This window comes from Janthinobacterium sp. ROICE36 (assembly GCF_002869965.1).
Classification (GTDB): Bacteria; Pseudomonadota; Gammaproteobacteria; order Burkholderiales; family Burkholderiaceae_D; genus Janthinobacterium.
Genome location: NZ_PEBS01000053.1, coordinates 15147 through 40409, shown reverse-complemented (window position 1 = coordinate 40409; position 25263 = coordinate 15147). Strand labels below are relative to the sequence as shown.

Sequence of the window (25263 nt, the reverse complement as noted above, 5' to 3'; positions counted from 1 at the left end):
AATACAGCGCCTGGAAATCATCGTTCATGTTGGCCAGGATGGCATCGACCAGTACTCGCAATTTGCGCAAGGGATGCGCATCCGGGATGCGTTCCTCCAACGAGCGGTAACTGTACAGAGAGTGCTGGGTGACGTCGGTCTTGCGCATGATGGCGGTGGGAAAGTGGGGCTGATGAAACAACGTTTACCGGCCCGTGATGGTTGACGGGCACGGCGATTAATTCAACACCCTGTTAGTGTAACGTCCTTGTGTCACAAATCCGACTAAGCCAGCTTAAGAACTTGATTCAACGCAACAATGTTCTGGCCAGAACAGGCCAAGATGGCAAGGCGCCGCCACGGTGGCGATGGGGGGAACGCTGGCCATCGGCGCAGGATTGGCAGAAACCGCGCGTTACAAAAATACAACAGGGCCGTACATTTATGACGCTTTTCACCAATTTTTTCACGCATATTTGACCAATCCCGCACGTCTTGCGCGCCGACGAACTAAGGTTCATTCATCGAAACGCGGCAGTCAGCGCATTTCAATCTGCTCGGATCTCGGACGGAACTCACTTTTAATAGGGAATAAGACATGAAAAAATCACTCGTTGCCCTCGCACTCTTCGGCGCCTTTGCCGCAACCGCACAAGCGCAGTCGTCCGTCCAAATCTACGGCACGATCGACGCTGGTCTGGGCAAAGCATCGAATGCGACCACCGCCGTCACCAAGCGCGACAACAACAAACTGGGCTTCAAAGGCACGGAAGATCTGGGCAATGGCTTGAAAGCTATTTTCCAACTGGAAATTCGCTATGAATCCGATACGGGCACGCTGGAAAGCAATGGCGCCCGTCCATTGTTCCAGGGTCAAAGCCGCGTCGGCCTGCAAGGCGACTTCGGTACCGTGCGTCTGGGCCGTGGCCTGACCGCATACCAGGAAGTGAGCACCATGTTCGAACCATGGTCGGGCATGCCTACGCAAGCCGGTTTCCAGACCGACCTGACCGTAGCCGGCTACACCAGCGATCCACTGAGCCCGGCTGGCAACTCGCGTAACCGCTTCTCGAACGCCGTGTTCTACAACTCGCCAGTGTTCAATGGCTTCCAGTTCAACGCCACCGTGGCCGCCAAGGAAGCAAATACCAATGCCGCCGTTGGCGCCACCGTAGCCAACACGACAACGAACGCCTCCGGCAACTTCGCCTTGGCAGCCAATGTGGCGCCAGCATCGAACCCGTACTCGATGTCGGGCACGTACAACAACGGTCAGTTCGCCGCCATGGCTGCCTACGAGCGCAATGGCCTGCAAGCGAAGCTGTGGTCGGTTGCCGCATCGTTCAATCCGGTAGCGGAACTGAAACTGATGGCCTCGTACCAGCACCAGGATGACGGCAATTTCAAAATCATCAATACCGACACCAAATCGTGGGTGCTGGGCGCCAACTATGACGTCGGCCCAGGCAAGATCCGCGCTGGCTACGGTCAGAAAACACCGGATGGCGTCGCCAAGACCAAGCAGGCATCGCTGGGCTATGACTACAATCTGTCGAAGCGTACCTATCTGTACGCAGATATTTCGAACAAGAAATCGGCCAGCGCCGCAAACTACAACAACACCACCTCGGTCAGCTACATCGGTCTGGGCGTACACCACAACTTCTAATGCCCCGCACATCACCCTCCAAGGGTGATTGCTGAGCAAGGAATGCAAGGCGGCATAGGCAACCATGCCGCTTTTTTCATGGGTGCGCGGAAAATGCATCGGTGCCGCCCCCTTTGCGCCTATGCCGGCGCACTCTCGGTTAGAATGAAGCGTTCATCCTTCACTGACAGATATTTTCAATGACCGCCACACTCGATTCCAGCACCGTCGCCCAGTACCTGAGCGAGCATCCGTCTTTCTTCGAAGAGCATACCGCGCTGCTCGGCGAGGTCAAGCTGAGCAGCCCGCTGACGGGACGCACCATCTCGCTGCAGGAGCGGCAGATGGAAGTGATGCGTGACAAATACAAGGCGCTCGAACTGCGCATGTCCAAGCTGAGCCGACTGGCTGAGGAAAATGGCGACATCGCCAGCAAATTCCACGGCTGGAACCAGGCCATGCTGCAAGTGCGCAGCGATGCCGCCATGCCGCGCGTGCTGGTCGATGCCTTGCAAAGCAATTTCGACGTGCCCTATGTCAGCCTGCGCCTGTGGCAAGTGCTGCCGGAACACGCCAGCGACTGGTTCACGGAAGATGTGACGGCCGATATACGCATGTTCGCCAACAGCCTGCAAGCGCCGTATTGCGGCAGCAACCGCGATTTCGAAGCCGTGCACTGGCTGCAGGCCGATAAAATCGCCTCGACCGTCATGATCGCCCTGCGCGCCCCCGGCACCACGGGCACCTTCGGTTTGCTGGTGCTCGGCTCGCCCGACGGCGAACGCTTTACCTCCAGCATGGGCACGGACTTCCTCGTGCACATCGGCGCCACGGCCAGCGCCGCCCTGGCCGCGCTACGCGCCTGAGAACGCCATGCATGCGGCGCGCAGCAAGGCCGAGTGGCTGGCCAGCTACCTGGCGCAGCTGGCCACGCAGCGCAAGCTGTCGCCGCATACGCTGGACGCCTACGGGCGCGACCTGCGCGCCTTGCTGGAACTGAGCGGCAATACGCCCTGGACGGCCCTCGCGCACAACGAAATACGCCGCTACACGGCCAAACTGCACGCTAGCGGCCTCGACCCGCGTTCGATCGCCCGCAAGCTGTCGTCGTGGCGGGGCTTTTTCAACTGGCTCAGTGGCGAGACCCAGCTTGACGCCAACCCTGTCGACGGCATCCGCGCGCCCAAGCGGGCCAAAACCTTGCCCAAAGCCCTGTCGGTGGACGATGCCGTGCGACTCGTGGCGCCCGCGCAACACCAGCAGGGTAGCGCCGAGCCGGAGCAATTGTGTAACCGCGCCATGTTCGAGCTGCTGTATTCGAGCGGCTTGCGCGTCTCCGAACTGACCAGCCTGGACACCCATTACTGCAAGGCCGAGGGCGGCCAGCCCGCCTCGCTGGGCTGGCTTGACATGGCCAGCTTCGAAGTCATCGTCACGGGCAAGGGCAGCAAGATGCGCAAGGTGCCCGTCGGCAAGGCAGCCCTCGTCGCGCTGGCCAGCTGGCTGGCCGTGCGCCCGCCCGCCAGGGATGGCAGCGCCGCCATGTTTTTAAGCACGCGCAACACGCGCATCTCGCCGCGCGTATTGCAGTTTCGCCTGAAGGCGCATGCGCTGGCCACCGACATTCCCGCCAACGTGCACCCGCACGTGCTGCGCCACTCGTTTGCCTCGCATGTGCTGCAATCGTCGGGCGACTTGCGCGCCGTGCAGGAAATGCTGGGTCATTCCAGCATCACCTCGACCCAGGTCTACACGGCCCTCGATTTCCAGCATCTGGCGCACGTGTATGACCAGGCGCACCCGCGCGCCAAGCTCAAGTAGGCAGCCGCGCCCGTTGAGCAGCCTGATCCATATCAAGTAGATGGGCGCGCATTTGCAAGCATTTGCAAAATTCCGGCATAATCGTCCGCATTCTTCCGCTTGCGCGGTGGCACCATCGATTACAGCATAGGCATCTCTCATGGCACTGATTCCAACCACCATCCTCACCGGTTTCCTGGGCGCAGGCAAAACCACCTTGCTCAACCGCATACTGCAGGAAGACCATGGCATGCGCATCGCCGTGATCGAAAACGAGTTTGGCCAGGAAAACATCGACAATGACATCCTGGTACAAGATAGCAACGAACACATCATCGAGATGAACAACGGCTGCATCTGCTGCACCGTGCGCGGCGACCTGATCGTGGGCCTGACGGAACTGGCGCGCAAGCGCGACGCCGGCCTGCTGGCGTTTGACCGCGTCGTCATCGAAACGACGGGCCTGGCCAATCCCGGCCCCGTGGCGCAAACCTTCTTTGTCGACGAAGAAGTGGGCAGCCACTACATGCTCGACGCCATTATCACGGTGGTCGATGCCCGTCATGCCATGAAGCAACTCGATGAATACGAGGAAGCCCAGCGGCAAGTGGGCTTTGCCGACAAGCTGCTGCTGTCAAAAACCGACCTCGTCAGTGAAGAAGACGTGGCCACGCTGACGCGCCGCCTGATGCGCATCAATCCCCGTGCGCCCATCGCCAAGGTCGATTTCGGCCGCGCGCCGCTGGCCGAGGTGCTCGACATCCGCGGCTTCAACCTGAATGAAAAGCTGGAACTGGACCCGGATTTCCTGGCCACCGAAACGGCGCACGTGCATGATCATGATAAAGCGCATGACCATGCAGATGTGCACGCAGATGTGCACGGCCACGATCATGCGCATGCGCACGAGCACAGCGACGCCTGCGCCACCGATTGCGGCCATGTTGACCACCACCATGCGCAGCACAGCGATGATATCGCCGCTTTTGTTTTCAAGAGCACGCAACCGTTCGACAGCGCCAAGCTTGACGAGTTCCTCGGCGGCCTGGTGCAAGTGTATGGCCCGCGCATGCTGCGCTACAAGGGCGTGCTGCTGATGCAGGGTGCCGAACGCAAGGTGGTATTCCAGGGCGTGCACCAGTTGATGGGTAGCGACCTGGGTGCCAAATGGGGCGAGAATGAAGTACGCGGCAGCAAAATGGTGTTTATTGGCAAGAATCTACCAAAAGACATTTTTATTCGCGGACTCGAACAATGTTTGGTATAAACTAGCCGGGTTTTGCAAAGTATTCTTTGCAAAACAGAAACAAAAGGGAAAGTTAAGCACGCTTTCCCGCTGTCCGACACCCATCTTGCTGGTATAAACCAACAAGTAGCCGTTTCTGATCGGCTAGGCAACAAATCGGGATGGCAATATAAGGCAAAGCATGCCAAAATCAGCGACGAAAACGGCCCATGTCGTTAGCCTGTCATGAAATGCTGGCAAACTGCCGCTGGCCACATGCCAGGCATGCAAGCGATCCACCCAACACGCCCTTGTCGCGCGCATAGCGCGACTGGCATAGAGCGGTAAAAAGTTATCAACATGGCACCATAGCCTGCCGGTAATCCTGGCTTTCGCCGGCAAGCCAAGGTCGCAAGCAGTACAGCGGGACAGCAATGCCAAGCGGAACCTGTACAGTTGCTCGGCATCGCCGCATCAACTGATCAATTTGAAAACTCTGTCGTATCGAAGGTAAGCGAAGTTATGACCAAAACTAATAAATCGACCCCGGCCGCCAACCAAGACATCCCTCTCATCAGCGAAGACCAAATTCGTGCCATGAGCGAAGATGACTACATGAATCCGGCACAACTGGCATTCTTCAAGGCGCGCCTGCAGCAGCTCGAGAAAGACCTGCTGAAAAACGCCGGCGAAACCACGGAACACTTGCGTGAAACCGTGCTGGTCCCGGATCCTGCCGACCGCGCCACCATCGAGGAAGAGCATGCGCTGGAACTGCGCACGCGCGACCGCGAACGCAAATTGCTGAAGAAAGTGCAGCAATCGATCGCCAGCATCGACGCCGGCGACTATGGCTGGTGCGAAGAAACGGGCGAGCCTATCGGCATACCGCGCCTGATCGCCCGTCCGACCGCCACCCTGTCGCTGGAAGCCCAGCAACGGCGCGAACTGAAGCAAAAGCTGTACGGCGACTGATCACCCCTCCCCTTGCGCGGCCGCTCCGGTGGCTCCGCAAGGCCGAAAAAAAAGCACACAACCGGCGTTGCGTGCTTTTTTTTCGTCCTGCGCCGACTACACTGAAGCAGGCACGGCCGCTTGCAATTGCCTTTTCCATCCCCACTTTTGAGCCATGGGCGCGCAGGCACATGACGCTGCACGCATCGGCATGAATCTTTTGAGGTCACTATGGAACAATTTCACGGCACCACCATCCTCTGCGTCCGGCGTGGCAAGCAAGTCGCCCTGGGCGGCGATGGCCAGGTAACTTTGGGTAACATCGTCATGAAGGGCACGGCCCGCAAGGTGCGTAAGTTATATCAGGGCAAGGTCCTGGTCGGCTTTGCCGGCGGTACGGCCGACGCCTTCACCCTGCTAGACCGTTTTGAAGGCAAGCTGGAAAAGCACCAGGGCAATCTGCTGCGTGCCTCCGTCGAATTGGCCAAGGACTGGCGCACCGACCGCGTGCTGCGCCGCCTGGAAGCGATGCTGCTGGTAGCCGACAGTGAGTCGACCCTGGTCATCACGGGCAATGGCGACGTGCTGGAACCGGAAGACGGCATCGGCGCCATCGGCTCGGGTGGCACCTTCGCCCAGTCGGCCGCCAAGGCGCTGCAGGAAAACACAGACTTGTCGCCGGCCGAAGTGGTCAAGAAATCGCTGACCATCGCCGCCGAGCTGTGCATCTATACCAATATGTCGCACATCATCGAGACGCTGGACTAAACGTCCCCGAGCTCAGAATACAGAAAGCCATTATGATCATGAACATGACCCCGTCGGAAATCGTTACCGAACTCGACAAACACGTGGTGGGCCAGGCCAAGGCCAAGCGCGCCGTTGCCATCGCCCTGCGCAACCGCTGGCGCCGCCAGCAGGTGGCCGAGCCCCTGCGCCATGAAATCACGCCCAAGAATATCCTCATGATCGGCCCCACGGGCGTAGGCAAGACGGAAATCGCGCGCCGCCTGGCCAAGCTGGCCGAGGCCCCGTTCATCAAGATCGAAGCGACCAAGTTCACGGAAGTGGGCTATGTAGGGCGCGACGTCGACACCATCATCCGCGACCTGATCGACATCGGCATCAAGCAGACGCGCGCGCTGGAAATGAAGAAAGTGCGCGCACGCGCCGAAGATGCAGCCGAAGACCGCGTCATCGACATCCTCGTGCCGCCGGCACGCGACTTCGGCTTCACGCCGAATACGCCAGCGGCCGCGGACAGCGGCAGCGGCAGCGGCGACAGCACGCGCCAGACCTTCCGCAAGCGATTGCGCCAGGGGGAGCTCGATGACAAGGAAATCGAGATCGAGCTGGCCGAAGCGGGCCCGCAGATGGAAATCATGGCGCCGCCGGGCATGGAAGAAATGACGGAGCAGATCAAGTCCATGTTCTCGGGCGTGGGCGGGCAGCGCAAGAAGGCGCGCAAGGTCAAGATCCGCGAAGCACTCAAACTGCTGGTCGAGGAAGAAGCGGCCAAGCTGGTCAACGAAGATGAGCTGAAACAGAAGGCCATCCAGAACGTCGAGCAGAACGGCATCGTCTTTCTGGATGAAATCGACAAGATCGCCTCGCGCTCGGAGTCCGGCGGCGCCGACGTCTCGCGTGCGGGCGTGCAGCGCGACCTGCTGCCGCTGGTCGAAGGCACGACCGTCAACACCAAGTACGGCATGATACGCACGGACCACATCCTGTTCATCGCCTCGGGCGCCTTCCACCTGGCTAAGCCGTCGGACCTGATTCCTGAACTGCAGGGACGTTTCCCCATCCGCGTGGAACTGGAATCGCTGTCGATTTCGGACTTCGAGCGTATTTTGACCAGCACCGACGCCTGCCTGACGATGCAGTACGAAGCTTTGCTGGCGACGGAAAACCTGACCTTGAAATTCGCGCCGGAAGGCATCACGCGCCTGGCGGAAATCGCCTATTCGGTCAATGAGCGCACGGAAAACATCGGCGCGCGCCGGCTGTACACGGTGATGGAAAAACTGCTGGAAGAAGTGTCGTTTACAGCCAGCGAAGGCAGCAGCAGCACGGAAAACCTGCTGGTAATCGATGCCGCGTATGTCAACGAACGCCTGGAAGCGCTGTCGGTCAACGAGGACCTGTCGCGCTACGTGCTGTAGTCAGGGAGGGGAAGCGATGGCAAACAAGGCATTGGCGACACGGCAGAAAATGCAATTGCGCGTCGAACCTTCGCAAAAACCGCGCAATCCGGTCGCCACGGCCGCCTTGCAGCGCGCCGCCGGGCCGCACGTGAAAACCGTGTCTGGCCAGCGCCAGCAGGAAAAACGCCAGCTGGCGACATTGCTGTTGAAGGTGGCGACGGACAAATAGGCCGCCCGCGGACACCCCCATCGGGGCGTCCGCCATCAAGCCACTCTCTGCCGCAGCAACATCCCTTTAAAAACGGTAGGACGCGCCCAGCGAAAACATGTCGACCTTGGTGGTTTGCTTGTCGTTGTACTTGACGGGCACGCGATCCCAGTCGAGGTGCAGCGACCAGTTCTGGTTCAGCGCATATGCCGTGCCGATGCCGTAGATCAGGCCAGCCTTGTTCTTCTTGTCCGAACCACCGGCCAGATAATCGACCTTGCCTTGCGTGTAGGCCACGCCGGCGCGCCCGCTCAGAGTGAAGGCATCGAACTGGTAGCCGAGCACGCCCTGCACGCCGGCGCCGGTGAACTTGCCGCGGCCGGCGCGCTTGCCCGCGCCCGTGTCGAAGCCGGACTTGACCTCTCCGCCCAGATACCCCACCAGCTCAAGCGAAGGCAGGGCCACGCCGCCCTGAAACGGCAGCGCGTCGAAACTGTAACCCACGTAGGCCTTGCCATTGCGCTTGCTGCTTTTATCGCAATCGCCTTGTCCTGGCAGGCAATCGAGGCCGGTATTGGCGCGAAAGCCGTAGCTGGCGCCCGCGTAGACGGGACCCGGTGCAGGCTCGGCAGCTACGGCATGCAGGGGAGCGATGCTGGCCAGCGCCAGCAGCGCTGCGGGGAAACGGAAAGATGGGAACATGGATAACCTCTACAAGTGGATGGATTGCCTGGTTGTAGCGCGCTGCGCGAGCCACAAGCGGGAGTGTCATCTCTTTTGCGGAGAAGTACTATCACCTTGTGCAAAGTGCCATTTGCGGCTACATTCGGTACCGTCATCCGCTACCAAACTTGCAAAAAAGGATATCTCGTGAGTTCACCTGAACTGGTTTTGCGCGTGCTGCGCACCCAATTGCGCGCCGCCGGCATCACGTACAAGGTCTTGGCCGAGCGCATCGCCATGAGCGAGTCGAGCGTCAAGCGCATGTTTGGCCAGCACGATATGTCGCTGTCGCGCCTGGCCCTGATCTGCAAGGCCTCGGGCATCGCCATGGAAGACGTGCTGCGCGGCGCGGCCGACATCACGCCGCACGCCGACACACTCACCCTGGTGCAGGAAAAGTCGCTGGTGGCGCATCCGCGCTTGCTGCTGGTGGCAATCTGCTGCCTGGGCCACTGGAGCCTGGAGCAGGTGGTGGAAACGTATGCGCTGACGCAGGCCGAATGCATAGGCTGCCTGGCAGAGCTGGACCGGCTGGGCTTGATCGAACTCAAACCGCTGAACCGCTACAGCCTGCGCGTCTCGAACGCCTTCCACTGGCTGGCCGACGGTCCCGTGCAGCAGTACTTCCGCGAACACGTGGTGGCCGATTATTTCAGTGGGCATTTCGATGGCGCCGGCGAAACCCTGATGTGCATTCCGGCGCGCCTGTCGCTGTCGAGCGCGCAAGAGCTGGTGCAAAAAATCCGCCAGCTGGCCGAGGAACTGGCGCGCCTGCACCAGAACGACCGGCGCCTGGCGCCCACCGAGCGCGATGGCTTTACCCTGCTGCTGGGCTTTCGCTCATGGGAATTTGCCGCCTTCACGGCCCTGCGCCGCAGTTCGGCCGCCGCCCTTCCCGCTGCGCCGACCGCCAACTACCAGACGGGTCCCAGGAACAGATAGAAGGTGCTCTCGCCCCCCTTCGATGCGCCCGAGGCCACATACACGGGACCGAAGCGCGTATCGACGGAGAGGAAGGCGCTGCTGGCCTGCGTGAACTTGCTGCTCTTCCAGCGTTCATTCTGATCGAAGCCGCCGCCCATTTCCAGCGAAAAGCCGGCCCGCACGGCGCCACCGAGGGTACTGGGCAGGGAAGCGATGCGGCGCGCCATCACGACCCGCGCCAGGGCGATGCTGCGCCCGCTCACCGATGCAAAGTCCGTGCCGGACAGGCGCAGGAAGCCGCCCAGGCTGAGCGGCGCCTCGCCGCGCTGCGCGCGCGCCCATTCGCCATACACGTGGCCAGCCCAGTTGCCATAACCGAAAGCCTTCAATGCCGTCAGCGAAGAACGGCCCAGCGCCGCTTCGCCCGAACCCGTGGTCGAAGCGCGCGTCCAGGTGGCGTCGAGCAGCGCACCGCGCGTGGGAAAGCCGGGCGAATCGAGCGTATCGACGCGGAACTGCACGAACTGCGTAGTGCCCAGCGCACGCGACTCTGGCAGCGTGGGATCGGCCGGTATCGCCAGCTTGCCCTTGATCTCCGTGCGCGTGACACCGAACTGCAGATCGCCCCAGGTACCGAACTCGCGTCCCAGCACCAGCGCCGCCGTCTGGCCGTTATACGTCAGGCGTGCGCTGCGCCGGCCCTGGTCGAAGACATCCATCGCCGAGGAGGTGTATTGCAGTTGCGGCGCGATATACCACGGGTTGCCCGCGCCCAGCGGCTGCCAGAATTGCACGCCATAACCGCGCGCATTGCCGATCTGCGCTGTGCTGCGCAACTCGCCGCCCCAGCTGTTCAGGTTCGAATGCACATGCAGCAGCTTCAAGGCGAAGCTGTTGCTATCCCTGAAATCGCTGGACAGCTCCAGGCCCACGCGCAGACGGTTGCTGGCCCACGGCGCCTCCACGGCCTTGATGCTGACCGTGCGCTGGTCGCCCGCGTCGACCACTTCGCTCTCCACGCGCGCCACGTCGCCGCGGCCATACAGCTTGCCGGCAGCCTTGATCACGTCTTCCTGGGTGACGAGCTGGCCTTCCACCAGCCCGGACTGGGCTTGCAGGATGCGCGGATTGATATCGCCTTCGCTCTCCACGGCCAGGCGCGTGAGCGGCAGGGCCACGTCCAGCAAGGCCGGCGCGGCCAGGCGCAGCTGCTCGCGCGCCGCGTACTGTTCCGGCGGCAGGGCCAGCGGCGCCAGGCGGGCGGCCAGGGCCTGCGCCGCCTGCTCGCCGGCGCGCATGGCGCGCGCATAGTTTTCAAAGTCGAGGAAACTCACGCCCGTCAGGTCCGGCGCCATGAGAATATCCTGTGGACGCAATTCCTTGAGCGAGCGCTGCACGTTTTGCTCCGTGAGGATCTGCAGCATCTGCTGCGCCACGCCGATGGCGCTGCCCAGCTCTTTTTCCGGCGCCAGCGGCGTGCCCACGTTGACGGCGATGATGATGTCAGCGCCCATGGCGCGCGCCATGTCGACGGGCAGGTTGCGCACCAGCCCCCCATCGACCACCAGGCGGTTGTTCACGCGCACGGGCGCAAACACGCCCGGCACGGCCAGCGAGGCGCGCATCGACAGGAACAGCGGCGTGTCGACCAGCTCCACCAGCTCGCCATTGACCAGGTCCGATGCCACGGAACGGAAGGGCAGCGGCAACTGGCTGGCGGGACGGTCGCGCATGCCGGCGGGCAGCAGCCGGTTCAAGGCTATTTCCAGCGCCGCATTGCTGGCCGCCGCCGGCGGCGTGGAAATGCCGTTACGACTGAGGCCAAACTCGATGCGCGACGGCAGCAATAAATCTTCCTCGCGGCGGCGGAACGCCAGTTCATCGCGCGGCGGCCGGTCGGCCACCACGCGCGCCCAGTTGGTCTCGCGCGCCATCTTTTCCAGGTCGGCCACGGAAGCGCCGGCCGCATAGGCGCCGCCCACCACGCCACCCATGCTGGTGCCCACCACCATGTCGATCGGCACATGCAGCTCCTGCAGCACTTTCAATACGCCGATATGCGCCAGGCCGCGCGCGCCGCCGCCCGACAGTACCAGGGCGATGCGCGGACGCGCCGGTACGGGCGCCGTCTGAGCGGCTGCCGGGGAAGCGGTGGTGGCGGCGCCAGCTTGCGGCAAGGCGCATAGCGCCGCCACGCAGCCTGCCAGGACGGCACGGATCAAGAACATGAAGACTCCTGTGGCGATGGCGGCACGGCACCATCGGAAAAATACGATAAAAACAGCGTTAATGCGACGGCGGCGTGCTGGTGGTGCTCACTTGCGGCGCCGGCATCATGGTTGCCGGACGCTGCTGCTCCATCGGCAGCGGCGGCGGCACCAGGTTCGTGACGGGCGCGGCAGCCGGCGTCGGGGTGGCAGACACTTGCGCCGGCAGGGCCAGCGCCTTGTCGTCGGCCACCAGGTCGATACGCTTGCTCACGCCGCCATCGCGCAGCAATACATGGCGCGCATGCACTTCCAGCACGGTCACGCCGGGCACCACCTCGGCGCCTTCGGGCAGGGCCACGGACGGCTTGCCATCGGTCGAGATGATGGCCACGCTGCCGCGGCCATTCGCGGCCGCTACCACGCCCTTGAGCTGATAGTTGCTGGCCGTGGCCACACTGACCTGGCCGCCGAACAGCGAGGCGCCCGCCTCCACGCTGGCATCCTGCACCACCGGCACGGCGGGTGGATTGATGGGGCGTTGCGGTGCCTTGAACAGCTGCATGGCCCAGTAGGCCAGCGACACGGACAGCGCCACGACGGCGAGCAAACTTGTAAATTGAGGCAAACGCTTCATGGCTTCCTTGAGTTTCTTATCTGACGAGCTGATTGATTTCGATAATCGGCATCAGCACGGCCAGCACGATCAGCAGCACCACCACGCCCATGGCCAGGATCAGGGCCGGCTCCAGCAAGCCGGCGATGGTCAGGGTGCGGCGTTCCAGGTCCTGCTCCTGCGCGCTGGCGGCGCGTTCCAGCATGGCCGGCAGCTCGCCCGTGATTTCGCCGGCGCGTATCATGTGGATCAGCATGGGCGGGAAATGCTTCTGCGCCGACAGCGCGCGCGCCAGGCTGACGCCCTCGCGCACGGCGCCGCTGGCTTCTTCCACCAGTTCCTGCATCGCCACATTGGTCAGCGTATCGCGGCTGGTGTCGAGCGCGCGCAGGATCGGCACGCCGGACCCCGTGGTAATGGCCAGGGTGCTGGCGAAACGCGCCGTATTCAGGCTGCGCTCGAACTTGCCGTACAGCGGCGCCGTCAGCAGCCAGGTATGCCAGCGCCGTTTCAAGGCCGGCTGCTGCAGCGCGCGGCGCCAGGCGACCCAGGCGCCGGCGAGGGCAATCGCCACGACGATGCCGTAATGGCGCACGAAGTCCGACAGCGCCAGCATGATCACGGTCAGCAGGGGCAGCTTCTGCTTGGTATTGGCAAACACGGAAACGATCTGCGGCACCACGTAGGTGAGCAGGAAAATCACGATGGAAAACGCCACCACCGTGACGATGGCCGGATAGGTAAACGCCAGCTTGACCTTCTGCACCAGTGCATTGCGCCGTTCGATATAGTCGGCCAGGCGCGACAGCACGCGCGACAAATGGCCGATCTGCTCGCCGGATGCCACCAGCGCCCGGTAAATTTCCGCGAAATCGCGCGGATGGCGCGCCAGCACGTCGGAAAACGCGGCACCGCCGATCACTTCCGAACGGATCGAGGCGATCAGGTCGCGCAGATACGGCCGCTCGGCCTGTTCCAGCAGGGCGGAAAAGGCCTGTTCCAGCGGCAGGCCCGCTTCCAGCAGGCTGGCCAGCTGGCGCGTAAACAGGGCCAGCTCGGTGCTGGACAAACGCTCGCCGAAGCCGCGCCGCTTGGTGACGCCGGCGGCGTCGACCTGCGCAGTGATCGGCTCGACGGCCAGCGGCACCAGGCCTTGCACGCGCAACTCGGCGCGCGCGGAACGGGGACTGTCGGCATTAAGCACGCCCTTGCGGGTGGCGCCCTGGGCGTCGACGGCTTCATAACGGAATGCGGGCATGGTGGCGGGCCTAGTCTTTGGTCACGCGCAGCAATTCAGCTTGCGTGGTGGTGCCGTCGCGCAGCCAGCGTTCGCCGTCATCGCGCATGTTCGTCATGCCATCCTGCAGGGCGACGGCGCGCACGTCCGCTTCCGAGGCGCGGTTGTGGATTTGCGCGCGGATCTGCTCCGTCGTGCGCAGCAGCTCGTATACGCCGACGCGGCCCTGGTAACCCGTCTGGCCGCACTGCTCGCAACCGACCGCCTGCCAGTATTGCCCATCGAAGGTCTTGCAAGCGCCGCACAATTTGCGCACCAGGCGCTGCGCCAGCACACCCAAGAGCGACGACGACAGCAGGAACGGTTCGATGCCCATGTCCAGCAGGCGCGTGACGGCCGCCGAGGCATCGTTGGTGTGCAGGGTTGCCAGCACCAGGTGGCCCGTCAGCGAAGCCTGCACGGCGATCTGCGCCGTTTCCAGGTCGCGGATCTCGCCGATCATGATTACATCGGGATCTTGCCGCAAAATCGCCCGCAGCGCCTTGGCAAAGGTCATGTCGATGCGCGGATTGACCTGCGTCTGACCCACGCCGGCCAGATCGTACTCGATCGGGTCTTCCACCGTCAGGATGTTCGTGGTGGTGGCATTGAGCATCGACAGCGCCGCGTACAGAGTGGTGGTCTTGCCCGAGCCGGTGGGTCCCGTGACGAGCACGATGCCGTGCGGCTGCGTGATCAGGCCATCGAACTGCTTCAGCATGGGCGCGCTCATGCCCAGGTGCTGCAAGTCGAGGCGGCCCGCTTCTTTGTCCAGCAAGCGCAGCACGGCCCGTTCGCCATGCCCGGTTGGCAGGGTCGAGACGCGCACATCGACGGGTTTGCCGCCCACGCGCAGGGTGATGCGGCCATCCTGCGGCAAGCGTTTTTCGGCGATGTCGAGCTGCGCCATGATCTTGATGCGCGAAATGAGCGAACCGTGGATGGCCTTGCGCGGGCGCACCACGTCGCGCAGGCTGCCATCGATGCGAAAGCGCACGACGGACGTCTGCTCGAACGGCTCGATGTGGATATCGGACGCGCCTTCGCGCAGCGCCTGCGTGAGCAAGGCGTTGATCATGCGGATGACGGGCGCGTCGTCGGACGATTCGAGCAAGTCCTCGATGGCCGGCACATCCTGCAGCAGCTTCGTCAAGTCCAGGTCGGCGTCGAACTCATCGGCCATCTGCGACGCATCGCCGCCACCGCCCGCGTAGGCGCCGGCAATGGCCGCATCGAGTTCGCCGCGCGGCAGCACCGTCAATTGAATCTGGCCGAAGCGGCGCGACACTTCGGCAATCGCCGCCGGCGCCGTCGATGCGGCCACCAGCACCTCGACCGGGGCGCCATCGACGGCGCCGGGCCGGGCCAGCAAGCCGAAATCGCGCGCGTAGGCGTAGGGAAGCAGATTACTCATGGCTGTCCCGTCACTTCTGCTGCTGCGGCTGTGACTGCTGCTGGTATTGCTGCAGCAGCGGCTGCGGCGGCGTGGCCGCGTTGGCCGGCGCGCCTGGCGGCGGCGTCGGCGCCGGCGGCACGGGGCGCGTCACCATATTGCCGCCCACCGGCTGGCCATCTTGCAGGGCCGGCAAGACGGGCGTGCCCAGGTCTTTCAGCATCAGATTGCCCATCGCCGGCACGGCGGCCGTCTCGGCCGAACGCATGTAGTCGTAGCGGTCGGCGGCCAGGCTGCCGCTCTGCTCCTTGTTGCGCACGATGACCGGGCGCAGGAAGATCATCAGATTGGTTTTCTTGCGCTCGCGCGTCTGGTACTTGAACAGGTTGCCGATCAGGGGGATATCGCCCAGGCCGCGCACTTTCTCGGCATTGTCGCCCGTGCTGTCCTCGATCAGGCCACCGAGCACGATGATCTGGCCATCGTCGGCCAGCACATTGTTTTCGATCACGCGGTTGTTGATGGTGATGCCGCTGACGGCCGACGCCGTGGACTTGTCCACGCTCGACGTCTCGTGATAGATGCCCAGCTTGATGGTGCCGCCTTCCGAAATCTGCGGGCGCACCTTCAGGGTCAGGCCCACTTCCTTGCGGTCGATGGTCTGGAACGGGTTGGTGTTGGTGCCGGCCGTGCTGGTGTACTGGCCCGTCAGGATGGGCACGTTCTGGCCCACCTTGATGGTCGCCAGTTCATTGTCCAGGGTGATCAAGTTCGGCGTCGACAGGATGTTCGCGTTGCCGTCCGATTCCAGCGCATGCGCCACGGCGCCCAGGCCCAGCGCGCCGTTGATCTGCTTGAAGATACCCACCGTCAGGCCGCCCGTCGGCAAGACCTTGCCGCCGCCCGTGGCGATGGCGCCGATATTGTTGCTGGTGCCGGAAGCGAACGACTGCAGCGCCCCCACGCGGTAGTTGCTGCCACTGTCGCCCGACAGGCCCAGCCACTGCACGCCGAACTCGGACGCCTTGGACGACGTCACTTCGACGATCAGCGCCTCGATGTAGACCTGGGCGCGGCGCACGTCGAGCTGGTCGATCACGGCGCGCAGGTTGCGGTAGACGGCTTCGTTGCAGGTCAGGATCAGGGTATTCGTCGATGCGTCGGCCTGGATGAAGCCGGCCGTGCCGCCCGACGACAACTGCTGCGGAGCATTGTTCAGCGAAGCGCCGCCCGAGCTGCGATTTTGCGTATTGCCGCCCAGGCCGGTGCTATTCATGCCGCTGTTGTTCTGGCTGATCGGGTTGTTGGTGGCGAGGTTGCTGGTGCCCTGCTGCGCCGTGGCGGCCGAGCCGTCCGACGTCACCACCGAGCGCAGGGTCTGCGCCAGCTTGGTGGCGTCCGCATTCTTCAGATACACCACGTGCACATTGCCCAGCTGCGTGGTGGGCTGGTCCAGCTTCGAGATGAGCGACTTGGCCAGGTTGGCGCGCGCCGCCGATGGCGCGCGCAGCACCAGCGAATTGGTGCGCGGGTCGGCCAGCACGGAGACCTTGCCCGTGTCGGCGGCCGCGCCGGCGCCCGCATTGCCGCCTTCCATCAGCTTGTTGACCATCGAAGCCAGGTCGGAAGCGATGGCATAGCGCACGGGGATCACGTCGAGGTCCGTCGAGGCGGGCACGTCGAGCGCGGCGATGATCTTCGCCAGGCGCTTGAGGTTATCCGCGTAATCGGTGATTACCAGCGAGTTGTTGCCCGGGTTGGCGTTGATCGTGTTGTTCGGCGAAATCAGGGGCCGCAGCACGGCCAGCAGGTTGGCCGACGATTCGTAGTTCAGGTAAAACACCTGGGTGGCGATCTGGTCGCCCTTCACCTGGCTGGCGCCGTTGCCCACCTGGGTCGGCACGGACTGCAGCTTGGCGTCCGCTTCCGGCACCACTTTCGCGTAGCCGTCGCCGGAGACCACCGCATAGCCTTGCAGGCGCAAGGCCGAGGCCAGCAGCCCGAAGGCTTGCGTCTTGCTGATCGATTTTTCCGACACCAGGGTGATCGTGCCCTTGACGCGCGGGTCGATGACGAAATTGATGTTGGTGTAATGGCCCACGGCCTTGATCACCGATTCGATGTCGGCGCCGACGAAATTGAGCGCCGCTTCATCGCCGGGCGCGGCCCAGGCGGGTGCCGGCATGCCGGCCACGGAACAGCACAGCAAGGCGGCGGCCGACAGGCGGCGCAGCGAGAAGGAGAAAGTATGGGGGCTCACGGATGGTTTTTTCATTGTCTGAACTCTAAGGCGATGATGTTTTTTTCGCTATTGCTACGGCGCTGTCCCAGCAAATTCAACAAACTCGCCAAGGTCTCTTCATATCCTGCTGCGGCCTGGGCCTGGCCGGAAAACTGCATGCGCCCCTGTTGCAGGCTGCCGCTGCCATCGAGCAGCAGCGGTCCCTTGATGGAGCGCAAGGTCAACGTCGCCTGCTGCCCCTGCCAATCGAAATCAAGCTCGTAGCTGCCCAGCGGACGCAAGGACGACAGGCGCGAGGCCATGTCCGTCATCTGCAAGGTGGTGCGGCCGACGGCGGAAAACTGCCGCTGCTCCAGGGCCAGCTCCAAGGTGCTCCACGACAATCGCATGCTGCCCGTCGGCGCCACGGTATTTAACGGCGCGCCCAGGCCACCGAGACCATCGGCCGGCAGCAGCAGGGCCGCCGGGCTGACCTGCCAGTGCGACCACGAACCGCGCAAGTTCACCGGCTGCGACAGCGCCTGCGGGTTTTGCAATTCCACGTCCGCCGATCCCCACAGCACCGAGGGCGAAATACGCCAGCTGAAACGCCCCGGCAGCAGGGGCGTCACGGCGCCGTTCGCGCTGGCCGCCCCGCCGATGAAGGCCGAACCGCGCCACAGGGTACCTTGCGCGTCGCCCAAGGTCAAACGTCCACCCGTCTGCTTTTCCACGATGCCGGCAACCCAGCCGGCCGGGAAAAATACCAGCAGGGTGAGGCAAACGCTGACGATGATGGCCAGCAGCCAGCCAAGCAAGCGCCTCATCGTGCCGCGCCCGGGCTCTGGTGCAGGGTCAGGCTGGCATCGACCAGCCCTGCCTTGCCCTGCGCCGTGATCTTCGCTTCCTGCACCGCCACGCGGCCTTCGCGGCGCAAGCCGTCCAGCCACAGCATGACGCTGGCAAATGGCACGCCGTTGAGCTGCACGCGCGCGTATTCGCCCGTCATCGACAGCGATTGCGGTGTCAAGCCGCGCGCTTTCAACGAGGCATCGAGGCTTGCGCGGCCCATGGGCGCGACCTGCACGGGTGCCTGACGCGCCAGTTCGCCCGCTTCGCGCGCCAGCGCCTGCAGCTGGGCCGCGTTCTGGCGCAGCTCGGGCAAGCTCTTTTGCAAGGCGATGCGGCCCGTCCAGGCAGGCTCGAAAAACACCGCGTAGACGAACGCCAGGCCCGCCACCACGCCGCCGATGGCCAGCAGCTTGCGCTCCTGCTGCGTGCGCTCCGCCCAGAACGTTTGCAGGTTCTGCTCCTGCCCCGTCAGGGCCGCGCGTATCTTGTTTACGGCTGCACTCATGCTTTTACTCCCGTGGCCGGCGTGATCTTCCACACGCCCGGCGCCGTTTCATTCAAGGCCAGCTTGCGCGCGGCCAGGCCGTCGCGCACCTGCGCCTGGGCGCTGGCGTCGACCATGTCCGGCTTCAGCTTGACGATCAGGGCGCGCTCGCGGTATTCCAGCGAGGCCACCACACCGCGCCCGGCCAGGCCGCCCAGCGCCTCGCCCAGCGCCGCGCTCATGCTGGTGAAGTCATCCATGCTGGCTTGTCCGCCCTGCAGACGGGCAGCAGCGATATTGCGCCGCATCTGCTCCGCTTCCAGCCCATACACGGGCGCTTCGTTCGGATACGCGGCCTTGAAGGTTTGCTGCATCGAGGTGCGCACGGTGGCGGCCTCGCGCTTCAGGCGCATCCATTCGATATTCATGCCGGCCAGATTGACGATCACGGCCAGCAGCCCCAGGCGCAGCGGCCAGCGCCAGCGGCGCCATTCGGTGGCCGATCCCGTGGCCGTGCCCAGTGCGGGCGCCAGGTCCAGCGACGTTGCGCGGGCACCGGCGATCCAATGCGCCCAATGATCGCTCTCCAGCGTCACGCCCTCCATGCCGGCAGCCAGCTGTTGATATTGCGCCAACTCGGCCTGCGCCACGTAGACCGTCAGGGGCACATCGCCGGCAAACGCGCGCGTCGTCAGCAGCGCCTGCTGCGGCTGAGCCGGCAAGACCAGGCCCAAACCCTCTTGCGGCGCCTGGCGCAAGGCCAGTTCCAGGCCGTCGCCGGCCGCGTGCAAGGAAGCCGTCACACTGCCAGGCTGCAAGGGCAGGCACAGCTGCGATGGCAGCAGCCGCACCTTGTGCGCGCCCTGCACCAGCAAGGCCTTGACCAGTACCTCGGCCCAGGCGCGCTGCGCCACAGCGACCGTGCGCATGCCCGCCCCATCGGGCGCACCGGCGGCCAGCAGGCAATCCTGAGTGTCACCGAGGATATGTTCTTCCACCAGGCCAGGCAAGGCCGCGCGCAAACGGGCGCCGGCCAGCGGCGGGGTTTTCAGGCGCAGCAGGGTCACGTCGGCCGCCGCCAGCAGCAATACCACCTGCTTCGCGCCGGCAATCAGCTGACCCAGGCTACCCAGCGGCGCACTGCCCTGTTGCAGCAAGGCGCCGCCGTCGCCGGCCAGCACGAAGGAGCAGGCAGGCGCGCTGTCGGTGGACGCCTTGGCCGGGTGACGGATATACAATATTGTCAAAGTGACTCGCTTTCAGGGGTTAATTTTCCCGCAACCAGACCAGACGGGTTGCCCGCTCCCGGTCTGGTTGTCGATAAATGAGGGCCACGGCATCGAGGGCGGCGCGATCCAGCCGCACGCGGATGACGGTCAGGAAGTAGCGACTCTTCACATCGAGTTCCACGCCTTCAATCACTTGCTTGCTATCAATATTATTCTTGAAGTTTGCCAAATCAACAAACTTTTTACGCGGATTGCTCAAGGTTAGGGCGCTGGCCTCGGACAGCGACATCATCGTCACGGCTGCCAGCACCTCGGCCGGGGCCGTATTCACGTTCACCGCCGTCACGTCGCCCGCATTCAGTTTCGGCAGCACGATGATGAAGTCGCGCAGTTTCTCGATGATCTGCGGCGTATAGCCGGACACAGCCAGCAAATCCTCGACCTGTGTGAACGCCACCGGCTCGCTGCTGCCGCCCGATGCGGGCGCGGCGGCGGGCGTCTTGCCGTCGCTGCCGCTGTCCACAGTGCGCGGTTTCGGCATCGTACGCAGCACGACTTCGGCCGTCGCCTGCGCCAGGCCGCTGTCGAGCCGCAGGTTCGACAGCAAACGCTGGTAGGCCAGCACCTGCTTCGGATTGATGCCGCCCGTGGCGGCGACCAGGTTGCTAATATTAAACCGCGCCTGCGCATCGAGTGCGCGGCCCGACACGGTGGCTTCGAATTTTTCCGTGTCGACCTTTTCGCGGTCCACATAATCGTCGAGCCGCGCTTCCTCGATGGGCGTGGCCCACACGCCGTCCAGCGCCGTCAGCGAGGGATTGTCCTGGCGCAACCAGAAGCGGGCGAAGTCGACCATGCCGCGCATGGCCCACTGCGTCTGCAGGCGCAAGCGCTGGTTTTCCATCGAGCGCACCTGCACTTGCTGCTGCCAGAACAGGCTGGCGACGACGGTGATGGCCAGCGCCGTCAGCAGCAAGGCCGTGATGACGGCCACGCCGCGCTGGCGGCCGGGGCGGATAAACGTCTTCATCCCGGTCCCAATAAAAAGACTTTGGACAGGCCCGCATCCTGGCCCGGCATTTGCAAGGTCACTTCCAGGCCCGGCACTTGCTTGGAAATGGCGGCGCCCGCCGTCAGCACGTTCCAGGCGCCATTGCTCCAGCCGCGCATGACCATGCTGTCGACGCCATGCATCAAGGCCACGTCGGCGTTGGAGGTATCGGTATCGTCGCGCGCCGCCTGCCACAGGGTGTCGAGCACGGCCAGGTCGCGCGTGCCGTTCGACTCGCGCCGCGTCAGCACGCCGCCGCGCAGACGGTAAGTGACCACTTGCAACTGCTGCGGCTCCTGCTCCGACGCGGCCAGGCGCACCAGGGTCAGGCGGTCGGTCTCGGCGCTCAGGTTGGTGCGGCCATTCAGCAAGGTATTGTTCTGGCCGGCACCGGCCAGGTGGTCACAATCACTTTGCATCTGGGCAAACGCCAGCTGCATGCCGCGCGCCTGCTCCAACTGGCTGGTGAGCACTTCGCGCGAGCGCATGATGCTGTCCAGGCCGCGCCAGCCCAGCACGGCGACCATGGCCAGGATGCCGATCGCCACGAGCAGCTCGATCAAGGTGAAACCTGCGGCGGAGTGATTACGGCGCGCCATCAGTCGTTGAACGCCAGCAAGACCAGGCGCACGATGCGCCGGGCCGGGTATTGCACATCGTACACATTCACGCGCACTTGCCGGATGCGGGGATTCGGCGTGGCCACCACTTCCTCTTCGCAGATGAGTTTTAAATCGCCCTGCGGGCAGTCGACCGTGCGCTTGCCCGTCTGCGGGAAGGTTTTCGCCAGGCGCAGCCGCACCAGGTGGTTTTCGGCCGACCAGGTGGCCATCATGGCGCTGCGCAAGCCGTCGCTATTTTGCGTCAGGCTGCCGACGGCGCGCAGCGAGGCGCCCAGGGCCGTGCCGACGATGACCAGGGCGACCAATACTTCCAGCAAAGTGAAGCCGCGCGGGTGGCGGCGAAATGAGCGCCGCATCATTGTTCGACCGTAAAATGGCCGATGCCGTCGGCGCGGATGGCCACGCTGCGTTCGCCGCTGGCCAGGGTCAGCACGAAAGGCTTGTCGACCGGTTCGCGGCCGAAGATGATGCGCAGCGGCTGGGCCACGCTGTTCGATGGCTGCACGCTGAGCAGCATGGGCGTGTTGGCAAATGCCCGCTCGCGCAGCAAATCGTCCTGCGTCACGGGTTGCCACAGCTTTTCATTGAGGACCAGGAAACGGTATTGATTTTCGTCAGCCTCGAATGCCACTTGCCGGCTGCGCACGATGGCTTCATCGCGCGCCAGTTGCAGCAGCAGCGCGATGCGCTCGGCTTCCTTCTGCAGCGCTTGCTGGCCATTCGGCATGGCGTTCAGCGACACCAGGCCCAGGGTGACGCCAATGATGACCATCACCACCAGCAATTCGATCAGCGTGAAGCCGCTGGCGCGTGGCCGGGGCGGTGCGCGACCGGTGGTCATGGCAGGCATGCAATGGAAAACTTACAGTTCCCAGGAGCCGATATCGGCATCGTCGCCGCTACCGCCAGGCTGGCCGTCGGCGCCCAGCGAAATCAGGTCGACTTCGCCTTTCACGCCCGGCGACAGGAACTGGTAGGGATTGCCCCACGGATCCTTCGGCATCTTTTCCAGGTAGCCGCCCGCCTTCCAGCCATTCGCGGCCGGTCCCGTGGTGGGTTTCTCGATCAGCGCCTGCAAGCCCTGCTCGGTGGTCGGGTAGCGCTGGTTGTCCAAGCGATACAGTTTCAATGCTTGCATCACGGTGGCGATGTCGACTTTCGCCGCCGCCACTTTCGACTCGCCCGTGCGGGCGATCAGCTTGGGCACCACCAGCGAAGCGAGGATGCCCATGATCACCACCACGACCATGATTTCGATCAAGGTGAAGCCGCGCGCGCGGCGCTGGCGGGTCGGATGGTTTGCTGCGTTTTGCATAAGAAAGAGAGAAGAAGGTGAGTAATGAGTGCAGAGTATAAAGCGGAAATATGACAAAGCCTGTCATATGGGGAAAAATTTGTGCGCGGCGACTCAGAGCGGCAAGACCACTCCACCGCAAACGGCGCAGCCGGGGTCGCGCGCGACCTGCATGCTGCTCCATTCCATGTGCAAACCGTCAAGCAGCAGCAGGCGCCCGGCCAGTGATTGCCCCACGCCCATCACCAGTTTCAGCGCCTCGGCCGCCTGCATGGCGCCCACCACACCCACCAGCGGCGCGAACACGCCCATGCTCGAACACGCCTCGTCCGTGAACTGCTGTTCCTGCGGAAACAGGCAGGAATAACATGGCTGGGTGCCCGTGCGCGGGTCGAACACGCTCACTTGCCCGTCGAAACGGATCACGGCGCCCGACACCAGCGGCACCCTGCCCGCCACGCAGGCGCGGTTGACGGCATGGCGCGTGGCGAAGTTGTCCGTGCAATCGAGCACCACCGTGGCGGACAAGACCAGTTCGGCCAGGCGCGCGCCGTCGAGGCGCTCTTGCAATGCAACGATGTCTATCTCGGGATTGATGCCGGTCAAGGTTTCGCGCGCCGACAGCACTTTCGGCTGGCCCACGCGGGCCGTCGTGTGGGCGATCTGGCGCTGCAGATTGGTCAGGTCGACCGTGTCGTCATCGACCAGGGTCAGCTTGCCGACACCGCTGGCGGCCAGGTACATGGCGGCCGGCGAGCCGAGCCCGCCCGCACCGACCACCAGCACATGCGCATCGAGCAAGGCTTGCTGGCCTTCAATACCGATCTCGTCTAACAGGATGTGGCGCGAATAGCGCAGCAGCTGATGGTCGTTCATGGCGGCAACTACGGTTTTTGCACAGGGATTTTCTTGTCGTCCGCCTTGATGTCGGAAGCGATTTCCGGCTTGGCGCTGATTTTCTCGCCCTTGGCCAGCTGCACCGGCAAGCCCTGGAAGTGGTTCAAGGCTTGTTGCAGCTGGAAATCATCCTTGGCGCCGTATTCGAGCGGCTTGCGCTTTTTCGCCGTGGCAATCAGGCGCTGCTCTTCTTCCAATTGATCTTGCATGCCTTCCATGGTTGGCTTGGCCGCTTCCGGCTTGCCATCATCGCTGCTCAAGTGCTTTTCCAGGTCCGCCTCGCGCACGCGCAGGCTGTTCCAGCCATCGCCTTCGGCCGTTTCATCGACCAGCAAGTCGGGCACGATGCCGCGCGCCTGGATGGCGCGGCCTTTCGGCGTGTAGTAGCGGGCCGTCGTCAGCTTGACGGCCGTATCGGCCGTGATCTGGCGCAAGGTTTGCACGGAACCCTTGCCGAAGGTCTGTGTGCCCATGACGGTGGCACGCTGGTAATCCTGCAAGGCGCCGGCGACGATTTCCGAGGCGGACGCGGAACCGGCATTGACCAGCACCACCAGCGGCACGGTTTTCAGCGCGGCCGGCAGCTTGGCCAGCGGGTCGGCCTTGGTGCCCGGTGGCGCATAGAATTCGCGGCGGCCATAAAACACCTGTTTCGACTCGGGCAACTGGCCCTTGGTGGAGACAATCACGGAGTTACCCGGAAGAAATGCTGTCGCCACGCCGATGGCGCCCGGCACCACGCCACCGGGATCGTTGCGCAAGTCCAGCACCAGGCCCTTGAGCTTGGGGTCTTGCGCATACAACGCGTTGATTTTTTTGACCATGTCATCGACGGTCGGTTCCTGGAACTGGGCGATGCGAAGCCAGGCATAGCCGGGCGCGACCATCTTGGCCTTCACGCTTTGCACGCGAATTTCCTCGCGCACGATGGGGAACACCAGCGGGCGGCTTTCGCCCTTGCGCGACATCGTCAGCACCAGCTTGGTGCCAGGCTGGCCGCGCATCTTCTTGATGACTTCCTCCAGCTGCAAGCCTTTCAGCGGGATATTGTCGAGACGGGTGATCAGGTCGCCCGCCAGGATGCCGGCCTTGGCGGCAGGGCTGTCTTCGATGGGCGAGACGACTTTCACGTAGCCGTCTTCCATGCTCACTTCGATGCCGATGCCGACAAACTTGCCCTGCACGCTTTCGCGCATTTCCTTGAAGGCATTCTTGTCGAGGTAGACAGAATGCGGGTCCAGCGACGACACCATGCCGGAAATGGCTTCCGTCAAGAGTTTCTTGTCTTCCACCTTCTCGACATAATCCGACTTGATCAGGCCGAACACATCGGACAGCTGGCGCAGCTCGTCGAGCGGCAGCGGGGCATTCGTGATTTTCTGCGCCACGGCCGGGAACTGCAGCGACATGCCGATGCCGGCCAATACGCCCAGACCGATCAGGCCGATACTTTTGACTTTGATACCCATGTATTCTTCGCAATCTACAAATTCGCTGCCGCAGCAATGGTGG

Annotated in this window: 25 protein-coding genes and 1 pseudogene; 9 read left to right on the top strand and 17 right to left on the bottom strand. The window is 63.5% G+C overall.

The window, feature by feature from the left end:
* Window positions 1-148, bottom strand: a pseudogene (locus CSZ94_RS28835) (IS5/IS1182 family transposase); the annotation flags it as partial.
* Between the two features lie 429 nt (window positions 149-577).
* On the opposite strand from CSZ94_RS28835, the gene CSZ94_RS19845 reads away from it, so the two are divergent.
* The 8 genes from CSZ94_RS19845 (at window position 578) to CSZ94_RS19810 (ending at window position 7982) form a co-directional block, all read left to right on the top strand.
* Window positions 578-1648, top strand: coding sequence for a porin (locus tag CSZ94_RS19845; RefSeq protein ID WP_102123103.1), 1071 nt, complete (start codon window positions 578-580; stop codon window positions 1646-1648).
* Between the two features lie 179 nt (window positions 1649-1827).
* Window positions 1828-2493, top strand: coding sequence for a DUF484 family protein (locus tag CSZ94_RS19840; protein ID WP_102123102.1), 666 nt, complete (start codon window positions 1828-1830; stop codon window positions 2491-2493).
* A gap of 7 nt (window positions 2494-2500) precedes the next feature.
* A complete protein-coding gene (locus CSZ94_RS19835; protein WP_102123101.1) occupies window positions 2501-3448 on the top strand; it encodes a tyrosine recombinase XerC in 948 nt (315 codons plus the stop codon).
* 139 nt (window positions 3449-3587) lie between these two features.
* Window positions 3588-4694, top strand: a complete 1107-nt coding sequence (locus tag CSZ94_RS19830; RefSeq protein ID WP_102123100.1) for a CobW family GTP-binding protein — start codon at window positions 3588-3590, stop codon at window positions 4692-4694.
* Between the two features lie 480 nt (window positions 4695-5174).
* On the top strand, window positions 5175-5627 hold the full coding sequence (dksA, locus tag CSZ94_RS19825; protein ID WP_034753066.1) for an RNA polymerase-binding protein DksA: 453 nt from the start codon (window positions 5175-5177) through the stop codon (window positions 5625-5627).
* Window positions 5628-5837: 210 nt separating this feature from the next.
* On the top strand, window positions 5838-6374 hold the full coding sequence (gene hslV, locus CSZ94_RS19820) for an ATP-dependent protease subunit HslV (RefSeq protein ID WP_096233303.1): 537 nt from the start codon (window positions 5838-5840) through the stop codon (window positions 6372-6374).
* Window positions 6375-6412: 38 nt separating this feature from the next.
* The gene (gene hslU / locus CSZ94_RS19815; protein WP_102123105.1) at window positions 6413-7771 is read left to right on the top strand and encodes an ATP-dependent protease ATPase subunit HslU; all 1359 of its coding nucleotides are present in this window, start codon (window positions 6413-6415) and stop codon (window positions 7769-7771) included.
* 16 nt (window positions 7772-7787) lie between these two features.
* A complete protein-coding gene (locus tag CSZ94_RS19810; RefSeq protein WP_102123099.1) occupies window positions 7788-7982 on the top strand; it encodes a hypothetical protein in 195 nt (64 codons plus the stop codon).
* Between the two features lie 66 nt (window positions 7983-8048).
* Here the strand turns inward: CSZ94_RS19810 and CSZ94_RS19805 are convergent, their stop codons facing one another.
* Entirely contained in the window at window positions 8049-8663 is a 615-nt protein-coding gene (locus CSZ94_RS19805) for an outer membrane protein (RefSeq protein ID WP_102123098.1), read from the bottom strand.
* Window positions 8664-8831: 168 nt separating this feature from the next.
* On the opposite strand from CSZ94_RS19805, the gene CSZ94_RS19800 reads away from it, so the two are divergent.
* The gene (locus tag CSZ94_RS19800; RefSeq protein WP_102123097.1) at window positions 8832-9626 is read left to right on the top strand and encodes a helix-turn-helix domain-containing protein; all 795 of its coding nucleotides are present in this window, start codon (window positions 8832-8834) and stop codon (window positions 9624-9626) included.
* Here CSZ94_RS19800 and CSZ94_RS19795 read toward each other — a convergent pair.
* The 15 genes from CSZ94_RS19795 to CSZ94_RS19725 form a co-directional block, all read right to left on the bottom strand.
* A complete protein-coding gene (locus tag CSZ94_RS19795) occupies window positions 9599-11836 on the bottom strand; it encodes a patatin-like phospholipase family protein (RefSeq protein ID WP_102123096.1) in 2238 nt (745 codons plus the stop codon). The genes CSZ94_RS19800 and CSZ94_RS19795 overlap by 28 nt on opposite strands.
* Before the next feature lie 58 nt (window positions 11837-11894).
* Window positions 11895-12452, bottom strand: a complete 558-nt coding sequence (locus CSZ94_RS19790; protein WP_102123095.1) for a type II secretion system protein N — start codon at window positions 12450-12452, stop codon at window positions 11895-11897.
* Window positions 12453-12468: 16 nt separating this feature from the next.
* The gene (gspF, locus tag CSZ94_RS19785) at window positions 12469-13689 is read right to left on the bottom strand and encodes a type II secretion system inner membrane protein GspF (RefSeq protein WP_102123094.1); all 1221 of its coding nucleotides are present in this window, start codon (window positions 13687-13689) and stop codon (window positions 12469-12471) included.
* Between the two features lie 10 nt (window positions 13690-13699).
* Window positions 13700-15121: a type II secretion system ATPase GspE gene (gspE, locus tag CSZ94_RS19780; RefSeq protein ID WP_102123093.1), complete on the bottom strand. Its 1422-nt coding sequence runs from the start codon at window positions 15119-15121 to the stop codon at window positions 13700-13702.
* 10 nt (window positions 15122-15131) lie between these two features.
* Window positions 15132-17375: a type II secretion system secretin GspD gene (gene gspD / locus CSZ94_RS19775; protein WP_102123092.1), complete on the bottom strand. Its 2244-nt coding sequence runs from the start codon at window positions 17373-17375 to the stop codon at window positions 15132-15134.
* Window positions 17372-18148: a type II secretion system protein N gene (locus tag CSZ94_RS19770; protein ID WP_102123091.1), complete on the bottom strand. Its 777-nt coding sequence runs from the start codon at window positions 18146-18148 to the stop codon at window positions 17372-17374. The genes gspD and CSZ94_RS19770 overlap by 4 nt, the downstream gene beginning before the upstream one ends.
* Window positions 18145-18678 carry a type II secretion system protein GspM gene (gene gspM / locus CSZ94_RS19765; protein ID WP_102123090.1) on the bottom strand — a complete coding sequence of 178 codons (534 nt, stop codon included), beginning with the start codon at window positions 18676-18678 and terminating at the stop codon, window positions 18145-18147. Before gspM ends, CSZ94_RS19770 begins: the two co-directional genes overlap by 4 nt.
* Window positions 18675-19904: a type II secretion system protein GspL gene (gene gspL / locus CSZ94_RS19760; protein ID WP_258001103.1), complete on the bottom strand. Its 1230-nt coding sequence runs from the start codon at window positions 19902-19904 to the stop codon at window positions 18675-18677. The genes gspM and gspL overlap by 4 nt, the downstream gene beginning before the upstream one ends.
* Before the next feature lie 19 nt (window positions 19905-19923).
* On the bottom strand, window positions 19924-20916 hold the full coding sequence (gspK, locus tag CSZ94_RS19755; protein WP_102123088.1) for a type II secretion system minor pseudopilin GspK: 993 nt from the start codon (window positions 20914-20916) through the stop codon (window positions 19924-19926).
* Window positions 20913-21536: a PulJ/GspJ family protein gene (locus CSZ94_RS19750; protein WP_102123087.1), complete on the bottom strand. Its 624-nt coding sequence runs from the start codon at window positions 21534-21536 to the stop codon at window positions 20913-20915. Before CSZ94_RS19750 ends, gspK begins: the two co-directional genes overlap by 4 nt.
* Window positions 21536-21916 carry a type II secretion system minor pseudopilin GspI gene (gspI, locus tag CSZ94_RS19745; RefSeq protein ID WP_289950767.1) on the bottom strand — a complete coding sequence of 127 codons (381 nt, stop codon included), beginning with the start codon at window positions 21914-21916 and terminating at the stop codon, window positions 21536-21538. The genes CSZ94_RS19750 and gspI overlap by 1 nt, the downstream gene beginning before the upstream one ends.
* A complete protein-coding gene (locus CSZ94_RS19740; protein ID WP_051959291.1) occupies window positions 21916-22410 on the bottom strand; it encodes a GspH/FimT family pseudopilin in 495 nt (164 codons plus the stop codon). The genes gspI and CSZ94_RS19740 overlap by 1 nt, the downstream gene beginning before the upstream one ends.
* Window positions 22411-22422: 12 nt before the next feature.
* Complete coding sequence (gspG, locus tag CSZ94_RS19735) at window positions 22423-22875, bottom strand: type II secretion system major pseudopilin GspG (RefSeq protein WP_102123085.1); 453 nt, start codon at window positions 22873-22875, stop codon at window positions 22423-22425.
* 93 nt (window positions 22876-22968) lie between these two features.
* Window positions 22969-23730: a HesA/MoeB/ThiF family protein gene (locus CSZ94_RS19730; RefSeq protein WP_102123084.1), complete on the bottom strand. Its 762-nt coding sequence runs from the start codon at window positions 23728-23730 to the stop codon at window positions 22969-22971.
* Window positions 23731-23738: 8 nt separating this feature from the next.
* On the bottom strand, window positions 23739-25220 hold the full coding sequence (locus CSZ94_RS19725) for a S41 family peptidase (RefSeq protein ID WP_102123083.1): 1482 nt from the start codon (window positions 25218-25220) through the stop codon (window positions 23739-23741).
* Window positions 25221-25263 lie beyond the last annotated feature (43 nt).